The sequence below is a fragment of the Idiomarina zobellii genome (genome assembly GCF_900100855.1).
GTDB classification, from domain to species: Bacteria; Pseudomonadota; Gammaproteobacteria; order Enterobacterales; family Alteromonadaceae; genus Idiomarina; species Idiomarina zobellii.
In genome coordinates, this window is the sequence record NZ_FNCB01000001.1 from 411,860 (window position 1) to 424,342 (window position 12,483).

The 12,483-nt window shown below is 46.0% G+C and carries 9 protein-coding genes, 1 tRNA gene and 1 rRNA gene; 3 read left to right on the plus strand and 8 right to left on the minus strand.

The genetic code is table 11. From position 1 onward, the window contains the following. The first annotated feature begins 73 nt into the window (after positions 1–73). Complete coding sequence (locus BLT32_RS02015) at positions 74–1,765, plus strand: methyl-accepting chemotaxis protein (RefSeq protein WP_053952624.1); 1,692 nt, start codon at positions 74–76, stop codon at positions 1,763–1,765. Here BLT32_RS02015 and BLT32_RS02020 read toward each other — a convergent pair. From BLT32_RS02020 to BLT32_RS02050, 7 genes are all read right to left on the minus strand, one after another. Further along, a complete protein-coding gene (locus tag BLT32_RS02020) occupies positions 1,762–2,958 on the minus strand; it encodes a phosphopentomutase (RefSeq protein ID WP_053952625.1) in 1,197 nt (398 codons plus the stop codon). The two genes, BLT32_RS02015 and BLT32_RS02020, sit on opposite strands and share 4 nt — an antisense overlap. 4 nt (positions 2,959–2,962) lie before the next feature. Further along, entirely contained in the window at positions 2,963–4,294 is a 1,332-nt protein-coding gene (gene deoA / locus BLT32_RS02025; RefSeq protein WP_053952626.1) for a thymidine phosphorylase, read from the minus strand. A 2-nt stretch (positions 4,295–4,296) separates the two neighbouring features. Continuing rightward, the gene (gene deoC / locus BLT32_RS02030) at positions 4,297–5,043 is read right to left on the minus strand and encodes a deoxyribose-phosphate aldolase (RefSeq protein WP_053952627.1); all 747 of its coding nucleotides are present in this window, start codon (positions 5,041–5,043) and stop codon (positions 4,297–4,299) included. Between the two features lie 9 nt (positions 5,044–5,052). Then, positions 5,053–5,499: a ribosomal protein S18-alanine N-acetyltransferase gene (rimI, locus tag BLT32_RS02035; protein ID WP_053952628.1), complete on the minus strand. Its 447-nt coding sequence runs from the start codon at positions 5,497–5,499 to the stop codon at positions 5,053–5,055. Next, positions 5,492–5,803, minus strand: coding sequence for a hypothetical protein (locus BLT32_RS02040; protein ID WP_053952629.1), 312 nt, complete (start codon positions 5,801–5,803; stop codon positions 5,492–5,494). Before BLT32_RS02040 ends, rimI begins: the two co-directional genes overlap by 8 nt. An 80-nt stretch (positions 5,804–5,883) precedes the next feature. Continuing rightward, positions 5,884–5,960: transfer RNA gene (locus tag BLT32_RS02045), tRNA-Trp, on the minus strand. Positions 5,961–6,054: 94 nt separating this feature from the next. Continuing rightward, positions 6,055–6,915, minus strand: coding sequence for an HDOD domain-containing protein (locus BLT32_RS02050; protein WP_053952630.1), 861 nt, complete (start codon positions 6,913–6,915; stop codon positions 6,055–6,057). Positions 6,916–7,001: 86 nt separating this feature from the next. On the opposite strand from BLT32_RS02050, the gene BLT32_RS02055 reads away from it, so the two are divergent. Beyond that, positions 7,002–8,729: an autotransporter assembly complex protein TamA gene (locus BLT32_RS02055; protein ID WP_053952631.1), complete on the plus strand. Its 1,728-nt coding sequence runs from the start codon at positions 7,002–7,004 to the stop codon at positions 8,727–8,729. Further along, the gene (locus BLT32_RS02060; RefSeq protein WP_053952632.1) at positions 8,726–12,100 is read left to right on the plus strand and encodes a translocation/assembly module TamB domain-containing protein; all 3,375 of its coding nucleotides are present in this window, start codon (positions 8,726–8,728) and stop codon (positions 12,098–12,100) included. The genes BLT32_RS02055 and BLT32_RS02060 overlap by 4 nt, the downstream gene beginning before the upstream one ends. Before the next feature lie 283 nt (positions 12,101–12,383). Here BLT32_RS02060 and rrf read toward each other — a convergent pair. Further along, positions 12,384–12,483 (minus strand): 5S ribosomal RNA (gene rrf / locus BLT32_RS02065); the annotation flags it as partial.

Here is a 12,483-nt window from a genome sequence, read left to right on the forward strand (position 1 = left end):
AATGTCTAACAGATAAGTTGTTTAGCTTGTACTAAAATAGACAAGTTAACGTCATGACCAAGGCTACGAAACTATGAGATTGACCATTAAAGCTAAAGTGTTCTCTCTGGCACTCATTCCACCACTGCTGATTGCAGTTTTCCTTACTTGGTACAACTTGTCGCAATCGACACAAGTTGCTCAGAACGCAGTGTCAGACTTTAAGTCGCAAATGGAAACAGACGCCCGGGAGGAAGTCCGTAACTATCTGCAATTGGCCATGAGCTCAATTGAACATTTGGTTGCAGATGACTCTTTAGGCTCTTTACAAGAGCGCCAAGAGCGCGCGAAACAAATTTTGCGCCAGCTTCGCTTCGATGATTCCGGCGACGTCGGTTACGTCTTTGTTTATGACGATGAAGGAAATAGCATCGCGCACGGTGTTAACCAATCTCTGGAAGGGAAGAACTTATACAACTTTAAAGATCCAAACGGCGTTCTCCTCATTCGTGAGCTTATTGAGGCCGCAGAAAGTGGCGGAGGCTTTGTTGAGTATGACTGGGAAAATACCAAAGGCCAGGTGAACCCCAAATTAGGTTACGCTGATATGCTTTCAGAGTGGGGCTGGGTTGTTGGTACCGGCTTTTGGACAGCGGGTTTACAAGAGCAAACGCAAGTTATCGAAGGTAACGTTGACGATGCCCTGACAGAGTCGGCCGCAAGCACCATCATCGCATCTATTATTGTGCTGCTTATCATAGCCGCCCTCGCCCTGTTTGTCGTAAAAGGAATTACAAAACCATTGAAACGTGCATTAGATGCCATGGATCAAATTGCTAAGGGCGATGGCGATCTGACCCAACGCTTAGATACAGACAGCAATGACGAAATGTCTGAACTCGGACAGGCATTTAATAACTTTGCCGACCAAGTCTCCGATATGGTGACTAACATAAGAGCATCGGCAACGTCTGTTACTCACTCGACTCAGCGTTTAGACGGTGTACTTACCGAAGCGCGTAATGGGGTTAACGAGCAGCAGGAAGAAAGCGAGCAAATTGCGACTGCTATTAATGAGCTTGCGACAGCGTCACAGGAAGTTGCCCGCAGCGCAAGCGAAGCCTCAAGCGCAGCTGAACAAGCAGAAGAGCTTGTGCACTCGGCTAACCATCTGTTAACTAAGGCAGTTAATGTTATTCATGGCCTTGCTGAAAAAGTAGAAGATGGCTCGTCTGAAGTAGAAAGATTGAATGCTCACTCTGCTGATATTGGCTCAGTACTGGATGTTATTCGTGCCATTGCCGAACAAACAAACTTATTGGCGTTAAACGCCGCTATTGAGTCTGCCCGTGCGGGTGAAGCGGGACGCGGTTTCGCTGTTGTTGCTGACGAAGTTCGTACACTGGCAAAACGAACACAAGACAGTACTCACGAAATTGAAAGCATGATTGAGCAGTTACAAAGTGGCAGCAAACAGGTATCAGAGGTGATGTCTGCTATTAAAGAAGGCAGCGAAACCAGTGTTGCTGAAGCTGCAGAAGTCGAAACGGCACTGGCTCAAGTGTTGGAAGCGGTGAATACTATCAATAGCCAGAATGCTCAAATTGCGACGGCGGCGGAAGAACAAACCTCTGTGTCTGAAGCCATTAATGAAAACATGACAAAGATTGTCGATATCGCTAAGCAAACTGCCAGCGGTACTCAACAAGCGGGTGAGCATATGCGCGAGCTTACGGACACAGCTCACCAGCTCGAAGACAATGTAAAGCGCTATCGCATTGACTAAATGTCGATAGCCTGACCTTCATCCATTGGCGTGAGTTGAAACCAACGGCAGAGCGTTTGACCTAAATCGGCAAAGCTCTGTCGTTCGCCATGATTCTTTGGCTCGATCTTGTTCCCCGATAGCAACAATGGAACATATTCTCGGGTATGATCGCTACCCGGCCAAGTTGGGTCACAGCCATGATCAGCCGTTAGCACAAGCAAATCATCTTCTTTCATGGCACTGATGACTTTTGGCAACCAAAGGTCAAAACGTTCCAGCTCTTCGGCGTAGCCCTTTGCGTTGCGTCGATGCCCATATAGCGTGTCAAAGTCGACCAAGTTCGTAAAAATAAGACTGTTATCTGCGGCGCTGTTCATTGCCTTTAAAGTTTCGTCCATTAGCTCAGCAAGAACTTTACCTTTAAACGACTGACTAATACCACTGTGCGCAAAGATATCGGAAATTTTGCCAATACCAATCACCTGACCACCGGCATTTTCTAATTTGTTCAATACGGTCGGCTTTGGTGGCAGCACCGAATAGTCTTTGCGGTTGGCTGTTCTGACAAAATCTTCAGGTGTTTCGCCGACAAAGGGCCGCGCAATAACACGGCCAATGTTGTATTCGTCCAGCAGCTCTCTTACTTGCTCGCAGAGCTTATAGAGCCGCTCAAGCCCAAAATGCTGTTCATGAGCCGCTATTTGAAAAACCGAATCTGCAGAGGTGTAAAATATTGGCGCCCCGGTTTCAATGTGCTTTTGTCCCAGTCGCTGAATAATTTCGGTACCGGACGCATGACAGTTACCTAAACTAGGTGGAGTACCCGCCTGTTTTTGAATTTTTTCCAGTAACTCCTGCGGAAAGCTGTCCTGTTTATTGGTGAAATAGCCCCAGTCGAAGTGCACCGGCACACCCATCAGTTCCCAATGACCCGACGGTGTATCTTTACCAGATGATACCTCCGCAGCCCAGGCATAGGCTCCATCGGTCTGACACTCTGTTATACCATCAGCATAATGTCCAACAGCGCCTCTATGAGCTTCGCCCAGCCCCAGCTTGAGAAGATTAGGTATGTTAATCGCATTACCGGACTTGTTGCGCTCCGCAGCGATATGCCCGAAGGTGTCGGCTCCTGAGTCATCAAATTTATCAGCGTCAGGAGCAGCACCAATACCTAAAGAGTCTAAGACAATAACAATTGCTCGCGCCATAACGTTACCTTGCTAACCGTTCGTATATCACAGGATTAAGGATAGGCGCCGCTTCAGCACAGGTTATTGCCGACAAAAACATCTCTCGTGCCGTATCCACTTTATCTCTGTCATTACCACAGACCCACGCAACCGGCTGCTGCTTATTCAGCTGAGTTCCAAGTGGGATTATATGTTTAAAGCCAACACTTAAGTCCAGATTATCGTCGGCTTTACGGCGACCACCGCCCAACTGCACAACCGCCATACCTATTGACTGAGTATTGTATTCACTAAGATACATTCCTAATTGCTCGTCAGCCGGATAGATAGGCTCGTTAATGGTAGCTGCGGATAAATAATGCGCTGGTCTTTCAATGAAGTCAGCCGGCCCATTCAGCAGACGAACCATTTCGCCAAACCGCTCGGCAGCGCTGCCACTGTCTAATGCTTTACTTACCCGCAGCCTGGCTTCTTCTCGCTCTTTCGCCAGGCCTCCGGACAATAATGATTCAACAGCCAGTGACTCAGTTACCTCATGAAGACGCGTATCACGATGCTTGCCGGTTAAGTAGTCAACCGCCAATGTCACTTCCAGCGCATTACCGGCCGCCGACGCTAACGGCTCATTCATGTCAGTCACCAAAGCGGATGTAGACACTCCGAGTTGCCCACCTACCTCGACAATTTTCCGGGCCAGCTCTAGTGACTTTTCATGAGAGGGCATAAAGGCGCCATTACCGGACTTAACATCCATAACCAGGCCATCCAGCCCTTCGGCAAGTTTCTTCGATAAAATCGACGCTGTAATTAACGGAATGGATTCAACAGTTGCCGTGATATCCCGCGTTGCATAAAACCGCCTGTCGGCCGGTGCCAGGTTGCTGGTTTGGCCTATAATAGCCACACCGGCTTGCTTTACGACTTTCTTAAAGGTTGCATTGTCGGGTGTCGAACAATAACCCGGAATAGAATCAAGCTTATCCAGAGTCCCGCCGGTATGCCCCAAGCCTCGCCCTGAGATCATCGGCACATAACCACCACACGCTGCAATAATAGGTCCAAGCATCAAACTTACGACATCGCCAACACCACCCGTGGAATGCTTATCCAAAATGGGGCCATCAAACTCTGACTTAGGCCAGCTTAGGACATCTCCCGAGTCGCGCATGGCTTTAGTCAGGTTAAGTGTTTCATTGGCAGTCATACCATTAAAATAAATAGCCATTGCGAGGGCGGCGATTTGTCCCTCGCTCACACTCTCATCACAAATACCATTGACGAAATGGTGAATCTCTTCCTGAGTTAACGGAAGAGCATCACGCTTTTTGCGAATACTATCTTGCGCCAAAAACATAATCAGCGGTTATCCAAAATGCTCTGTACGTCTTTCAACAAACTGCTTGCGCCAATTCGGAAGTGCTCAGGAGTCACCCAGTCCTTACCAAGAATTTCCTCGGCCAGGTTAATATATTGCATAGCTTCTTCTACCGTGCGAATACCGCCAGCCGCCTTAAACCCGCAGTCGCTGCCACTCGCTTTTATGACACCCAGCATTGTTTGAGCAGCTGATAACGTTGCGTTCGTTTCAACTTTGCCAGTCGATGTTTTAATGAAGTCTGCCCCATTAGCAATAGCAATTTCACTGGCCGCAACAATAGCATCCTGTGTTTTAAGCTCACCCGATTCAATAATGACTTTTAACGTCACTTCGTCACCGCATATATCTTTGCATTCACGAACTAACTCAGCAGGCGTACTCTCGTCCCCATTTAACAGCGCTCGATATGGCAAGACAACATCAATTTCGTGTGCCCCCGCCGCAATAGCTCGTTCGGTTTCAGCCGCAGCTCTTTCAATATTTGTACTGCCGTCCGGGAAGTTAGTGACCGTTGCTATGGGGATACTCAGATCATGCTTTTCGAAATAGGCTTGTGCTGTTGCCACCCACTCAGGAAAAACGCAAATAGCCGCAACTGATTGGCTACCAATAGTCACCTTCGCGCAGAGTGATTCAATAGTGGCTTTATCATCGTCATTGTTCAGTGACGTTAAATCAACATAGGACAGTACCTGCAAAGCCTGAGCTTGATTTTCAGATGGCATAAACTTCTCCTAATTCTGTTCGCTTTGCCACTTCATGACTAAAGCATCTTCGTAGCCATTATGGGTTTTGTAATAGTCGGAGCGCTTAGCCAGCTCGCTGAACCCATACGTTCGATATAAATTAATTGCCGTTGTATTGGACGCGCGTACTTCAAGAAATACTGACATTTTGTTCTGGTGCGCATAGTTTAAGGCATCTTTCATCAAGTAATGCGAAAACCCATGCCCTTGATGCTTTGGATCAACCGCTACATTAAAAATCGTCAACTCGTCCAGTACCTGCTGACAGATAATATAGCCTATCGTTTCTCCATCAATTGTGAGCCGCCGATTGTAATAAGCCGGCCCCTGACTTTGGCTGAAAACTGAAAAGCTCCAGGGGTGTTCATGAGCTCGCCGTTCAACCTCATAGCACGCCTTATCGGGCGTAAAGTTTCGAAGGGTTATTTCAGGCATGGCTTAAACTGCGCCACAGCTCTTTTTTAAATGTGGCTGTCGGTGTTTCATCAAACCAGTTGTCGTAATTAAAACATTTGTCAGAATTCTCTGCTGCTTTTACAGCGACTGGCCGTTCACCAACACACAAGCAAAAGTCCTTAAACCACTGAGGTAGCTCAACAGGTAACTGCGACTCTCCCACCAGATAGTAAGCCCCCATTTTGTAACAGTAATATTGGTTTTCTTTAGGTGTTTTTTCCCAAACAGGAATGTTCATAGCAGCCAGTGCTTGCAGCTGTTGAGAAGTCCACTGAGCATCCATAGGAGTTACCGTTTGACTAAGTTACCGAATAGAGATGAATGTAGTGTAATTGAGCAGGATAAATAAGACTAGTAAAGAGTTGGCAGGGGCGGAGGGATTCGAACCCCCAACCGTCGGTTTTGGAGACCGCTGTTCTGCCAGTTGGAACTACGCCCCTAACTCTCGAGGGAAGGATTATACCGACAACAAGCCGTGGTACAAGTACTTATTGGCTCTTAGCCTGTTGTTTGCAGATAATTTAACCAGCGAGACTAATGCTCTACGTCGAACAGCTCTTCATGAACCAATTCAACAATCTCTTCCACCTTAAATTCATCGATTTGAAAGTGCTCTAAAACACCGTCCTGTACCGATTGCCACTCGTCCTGACCGGCCAGGCTTCGGGTGCGCAGGTCAATGGCATAGCGCGATATTTTCAAAATACCCAGCAAGTCTAAGGCTATGTTGGATAACTCACTCGATGTTGAAAAAATAGAACTGTCATCAAACAAGTAATAGATAACTTCGACGACAATTTTTGGGAGCTTCCATTGCTGAGCAAGCAACGCACCCATAGTTGTGTGAGTCGTATTAAACTTACGCTGCTCTTGTTCAATAATTTCAGGCCATGGTTGGCTGCTTGAGGCGTTCACTAGCTCAGAGTACTCTTCATCAAATTCTGACAGCATGACAGGAATACCAGAGCTTTGAAATAAACCGAGCATGTATGCATGGTCTCTCAATTCAGGTTTACCGACGGCTTCTGAAACCATCACACAAGCACTTGCCACCCACTCGTTATAACGCCAAAACTCATTAAGATCATAGTCCGACTTAAGCGCGGACTTTAACGCTACCGCTTTTACAATAGGGAAAACTCGTCGAAAACCCAGCGTCATAACCGCCTGCTGGATAGAGTCTATTTCTTTTGCCCGCCGATAAGCTGCAGAATTCACCACTTGCAAAACCGCAGCGGCAATCCCCATATCCGAAGCAATGGCCTCAGCAATAACGGACACATCGGGCTCTTCTTTTTTGGCTTCACTACTAACAGTTAACAGAGTTTGCGGTCGTGGCGGTATACTCACTTTTTGTAATAACCGTTTCTCTGCTGTTGTAATTTCTATCGCCATAATGTCTCCAAGTTGAACCCAATGAGTGACACAGAGTCTCAAACAATGAGATTATGTTGCCACCTTTTTTATGGTAAAACACATCAATGCTTTACATTCGCTGTATTCTTATTGCTTGTAGCTTATTCGTTAGCTGTCTGACTTTTGCTTCCGTAGAAGTAAGAGTTTCGGGTGTCGACGGTAAAGCCTATGACAATGTCATGACGCTACTACAAATTGCCCGACTCAATGATAGCGAGAGTTACGCAGACTATCGAGTTCGGTATCTACACCGACAAGCCCCTGACGATATTCAAAAAGCATTGCGTCCTTATGGATATTATCAGGTTGAAGTGAATGCTCAACTAGAAAGTGTTGAGAGCGGTTGGGTTGCCTCGTATGAGGTGGTATTGAATGAGCCCGCACGCATAACGAAAAACAGTTGGATTATAAATGGTGATGCCTCAGATGATGATGTCTTCCTCGCCTTGTTAAAAAACAGTGACCTGAAAGAAAATCAGCGTTTTATTCACAGCCAGTATGAAGCACTAAAGTCTCGTTTTTTATCCTTAGCAAGCCGTCGCGGCTACCACGATGCGCATTTCAATAAACACGATGTAGAAATTGATGTTGATAAAAACACCGCTAATATCGATGTTATTTTCGAGTCAGGTCAACGCTACAGGTTTGGCTCGGTAACCTTTGAGCAAGACATCCTAAATGATGATCTACTGCAGCGATTTGTGCCTTTCGAGCAGAGCGATGGCTATACGAGCCAGGAGCTGAGCAATTTACAAGTCGCACTGCTCGACAGTGGCTATTTTTCGCAAGTTCAGGTTACCCCTCGATGGAATGACTCTAAAAAGCACCATGTGCCTATTGATGTTAAATCGACGGCAAACTATAGAAACCAATATCAATATGGGATTGGCTATGGCACAGATACTGGTGCGCGAGTTAGTGCCAGTCTGAATCGGCGTTGGGTAAATTCAGAGGGGCATCAACTGCGTGGCATGACTCAAGTCTCTCAAATTGAAAGCCGCATTGGTGCAAATTACATTATCCCGGGGCAAAATCCACAATCGGATTATTACCGTTTTAACGCCGAGGTCTCAGACAAAGATAACGAAGGTCAGGAGAGCCGTTTATATAGACTGGGTGCATCCAGTGTGGTGACTATGAGTAAATGGCGCCATGAGTTCGGTTTAAGCTGGCAGCGCGACGACTTTGAAATTGGTGAAACCATAGGCACCAGTCAGTTCCTAATTCCTCACTCAAGCTGGAATTATATGTCCGCAGATGGCCGTCTTAATATCGATAAAGGGTTTCGTTTTGATGCAACTCTAAAAGCGGCAAATGACGCTGTTTTATCTGATGCGAACATGGCAAGCTTAGAGTTAGGATTCAAAGCTGTTCTGCCTTTGACAGAGCGTTTCAGAGTGCTGACACGAGCGAATCTGGGGGCGACCTATATCGAGGACTTTAATGCGCTCCCTCCATCGCTACGATTTTTTGCCGGTGGTGACCACAGTGTCCGCGGTTATGCTTATGAACAACTTGGCCCTGAAGATGATACCGGTACCGTCATCGGTGGACGTTATTTGGCCACTGCCAGTGCTGAAGTCGACTACCGGTTCAAAGAGAACTGGAGAATCGCGCTTTTTACCGACATCGGCAATGCTATGATTGAGCCCAACGAAAAGTTAAAGCAGAGTGTTGGCTTTGGTATTCGCTGGATATCTCCCATCGGCTCTATTCGGCTCGACCTCGCTCAAGCCATTGATGAACCTGATAAACCCTGGCGCTTACACTTAACTTTAGGGCCTGACCTATGAGTATTTACCGTTGGTTGGCAAGCATAATACTAGGTGTATTTATTATACTGCCCACAATAGTCCTGGCGCTTTTGGGCACGGAAGTCGGCAGCCGTTGGGTTATAGAAAAATCTATTCATTACGTTCCCGTCGATATCAGTTATGAACAGTTTCAAGGCAAGCTGCTCAGTAATTTTAGTTTTAAGAGGCTAAATGTCGAATCAGAGTCATTTGCTTATAAAACAAAAGAGTTAAAGATTCACTGGCAACCCTTAGCTCTACTGTCAGGCAGTGTTACTGTAAAGAACATTGCCAGCCAGCACAGTGAGATCCGACTTCGTCCCTCTGACGCTAGTTCAAGCGATGATGTGCGCCCTGTCTCTGTTGAAGATATACAAATAGAGTTACCACTCGCCATTGATATTAAAAAGCTAACACTGTCTGACAGTTTATTCTTTCTGTTTGACGCTCCCGCGCAAACGCTTGATATGACTCTTTCGGTAAAAGCCCATACTAATGGAGTCGTTTCGTTAAGAAATCTAAGCGCCACTCACCAATACATGACGGCCTCCATAAGTGGTCAATCTTCGTTGTCCTATCCATTTAAAAGCTCGCTTACAAGCCAGATTCGGTTGCATTCACCGGACTACCCGAAACTGACAGTAGACAGTAAGTTTAAAGGAAATATAGAAAAAATTGTCGCTAACAATCACTTTACTGAGAGTATCAGTGGCTCAGTAGAGGCAACGGTTCTCGAGCCTTTAGAAGATCTAACATGGTCTTTTAGCAGCCAATGGAGTGACAATGACTTAACCCCGTGGTTAAACGCTCTTGGCGCAGGAAATATAAGCCTTGCCTTCAATGGAGCTATCGCAGGAGAGGGTGATGTGAAGCGAGCCTTAGTCTCGCCTGATCTATCCATTGTCGTGAACCAACAACCAGTAAAGATAGCTGGCGAAGTATCTTATCAAGCGGACGCTATAAAGCTTCATGCACTTAAAGTCAGCTCAGATAGTGATATTAATGGTGATTTATTCGTTAACGGTGACATCTCACAGCTTACTTCAGAGCCAAGTTTTCAACTCACCACCCAATGGAGCGAGCTCTTCTATAAGCCGAACAACCTTCTTGCAAAAAATGGTGAGGTAGAAATAAAAGGATCACTAAACAACTTATCCATTCGTTTATCGAGTCATCTGTCTGGGGTGTTGCCAACACCACTGAACTTAAACGCCAAAGCAACACTGACTCCAAGTCGGCTACATGTCACAGAACTAGAGGTCAGTCAGGACCGTAATACCATTCTTGCTGAAACGACCGTTGATTGGGCGGATGATATTTCTTTAGCTGCCAACATCTCAGGCCTCTATAAAGGCGATGAAGTCACCAGCGATATTTCTATGCGTTACGTTGATCCTTACTTGTTTATTAACAAACTGGAAGGTCGTTGGGGTGAACAGTCATTTACCGTTAACGGGGCCCTAAGCCCAGGTCAGGCACTATACTGGGAGGTCCGGTCAAATCGATTAGATGATATATCGACACTAAGAGGTGCTGCTTTGGCTTCAGGCACTATTGAAGGCCAGTTGAATCAACCAAACTTTACAATGCACCTCGATACATTCGAGCTAAATCATCCTGACTATAGCAAGGTGTTTTTAACCGAACCGACTCAGGTTTCATTAAATTACGAGAACATGAGTTTTAGTCTAATGCCCACATGTCTCCGGTATAAAGGGTTAAAATCCCCATTATGTGTTGAACTGGAAAAGACAGAAAACCTGTTGTCTTTCGACGCTAATGCGCAGTCAGTCCCATTAAATGTCATACAGGCACTTATAGCTCCTTCCGCGCCTTATAATTTAGCAGGGAAACTAACGCTTAATGTCGACGGTAAAGTGGATACCAATACGGCCGAACTAAGCCAATTAAATGCATCTATAAACGCAGACAACAGTACAGTCGAAGTCGCTGAAGAAACAGTAACTCTGGATACGTTAAGTTTAAACGCTGAAACTAAAGAGCAGAGATTAGCCGTTTACTTAAAGGCTGCCGCTAAACAACAAGGACTTAATCTTGACGGTACTTTAAGAACTGATAATTTGTCATTAAACAGCAGTTTGTCCGGCACCGCTGTTCTTCGGTCTGAAACTCTGGAGCTTGCCAATTTATTAACTCCCCAATTAGATATTGGCGATGGTCAAGCGTCTGCAAACCTGCGTATTAGCGGAACCATTCCGTCTCCCCTTGCATCGGGAGACATTCAACTAAATGCCAACCAAGTAGTTGTACTTAAGTCCGGAACAATGATCAGTGACCTGACCGCAGCTTTAAACGCAAATGCTAACTCCGGTGAATTTGAAGTAAATGCCGCAGGACTCATCGGAGACGGCAACTTTAATATTGATGGCAAGCTAAATCTATTCAAACGCCGTGGAGAATTAGAAATTAATGGTGACGAGCTGCTTATTGTCGATACCTCAGATATTCTCATAGAAGCCTCTCCTGAAATACAAATCAGTATCGATAAGAACCTTGTCAGTCTTAGCGGGAACTTAAACATCCCGAAGGCACGCATAACACCGGTAGAGCTAAACCAAGCGGAAACAGAGTCAGCCGATGTTAGGCTAAAAAATGAAGAAAAGAAGGCATCGACATTCAAAACACAAACGGATTTAAGAGTTTCATTAGGGGAAGATGTTCGTGTTAAAGCTCTCGGTTTTTCTGGCCAGTTAGAAGGTGGTCTTCGAATCACTCAACAACCGAACTCCCCAGCCAAAGGGGACGGAACAATTGGAGTTACAACCGGACAATATGAGATTTATGGACAAAAATTAACAGTCGAAAGAGGCGACTTGCTCTTTAATGACGTACCACTAAGCAACCCATCATTAAACCTGCGTGTTACAAGGGATATCTCGTCAACCGCTGGCGAGCAACGACCTCCTGATGAAATTGGAGCACGTATCACAGGAAGTATAGAGCAACCCGAATTAGGCTTATTTTCGACCCCACCTTTACCGGATAGCACTATTCTTTCCTACTTGCTTTTCGGAAAGCCGCCTGGCAGCCAAGGTGATGTAGATAACCTTGAACTCCAAGCCGCTTTATTAGTTGGCGGACGTAGTACAAAATTTTTAACTGAAGGACTAAAGGAAACATTCGACTTAGACGAAGTTTCTATCGACTCACAAACAAGCGATGTAAACGATACGTCTTTATATATAGGTAAACACTTATCTCCAGATCTCTATATTAAGTATGGAATAGGCTTAATTGAGCCCACCTCTACATTCATTCTCAGGTACAGCCTTTCCGACCAATTGATTTTTGAATCAATTTCTACGTCAGAGGGACAAGGTGGCGATCTTATCTACACGATAGAGAATTAATAACGAACATCCTGCGAGTCGCCTAATGCTATTGCATCAGGTGTGATGGCAGTTCCGGGAGGACGGGCATAAAAAAAGCCCCCAGCATCAGCTGAGGGCTTCTTAAATTGGAAGTCTGGCGGTGTCCTACTTTACTCCGGGCTTCCTGCCCTCCGCCCTTCGGGCCGCACTAACGTGCGTTCAAAATCGCTCCCGGCGATTTTGTCACATGCCCATGCTCGAGTAGCACAACACACAAAATAAAAAGCCCCAGCCAAAATCGGCTGGGGCTCTTTTATTTGAAGTCTGGCGGTGACCTACTCTCACATGGGGAGACCCCACACTACCATCGGCGCTGGTGTGTTTCACTGCTGAGTTCGGGATGGATTCAGGTGGTGCCACAC

What these genes read in the sequence shown, in the direction of transcription:
- BLT32_RS02015 (WP_053952624.1), top strand. Translation starts at nt 74, where the DNA reads ATGAGATTGACCATTAAAGCTAAAGTGTTCTCTCTGGCACTCATTCCA.
- BLT32_RS02020 (WP_053952625.1), bottom strand. Translation starts at nt 2,958, where the DNA reads ATGGCGCGAGCAATTGTTATTGTCTTAGACTCTTTAGGTATTGGTGCT.
- deoA (WP_053952626.1), bottom strand. Translation starts at nt 4,294, where the DNA reads ATGTTTTTGGCGCAAGATAGTATTCGCAAAAAGCGTGATGCTCTTCCG.
- deoC (WP_053952627.1), bottom strand. Translation starts at nt 5,043, where the DNA reads ATGCCATCTGAAAATCAAGCTCAGGCTTTGCAGGTACTGTCCTATGTT.
- rimI (WP_053952628.1), bottom strand. Translation starts at nt 5,499, where the DNA reads ATGCCTGAAATAACCCTTCGAAACTTTACGCCCGATAAGGCGTGCTAT.
- BLT32_RS02040 (WP_053952629.1), bottom strand. Translation starts at nt 5,803, where the DNA reads ATGGATGCTCAGTGGACTTCTCAACAGCTGCAAGCACTGGCTGCTATG.
- BLT32_RS02050 (WP_053952630.1), bottom strand. Translation starts at nt 6,915, where the DNA reads ATGGCGATAGAAATTACAACAGCAGAGAAACGGTTATTACAAAAAGTG.
- BLT32_RS02055 (WP_053952631.1), top strand. Translation starts at nt 7,002, where the DNA reads ATGCTTTACATTCGCTGTATTCTTATTGCTTGTAGCTTATTCGTTAGC.
- BLT32_RS02060 (WP_053952632.1), top strand. Translation starts at nt 8,726, where the DNA reads ATGAGTATTTACCGTTGGTTGGCAAGCATAATACTAGGTGTATTTATT.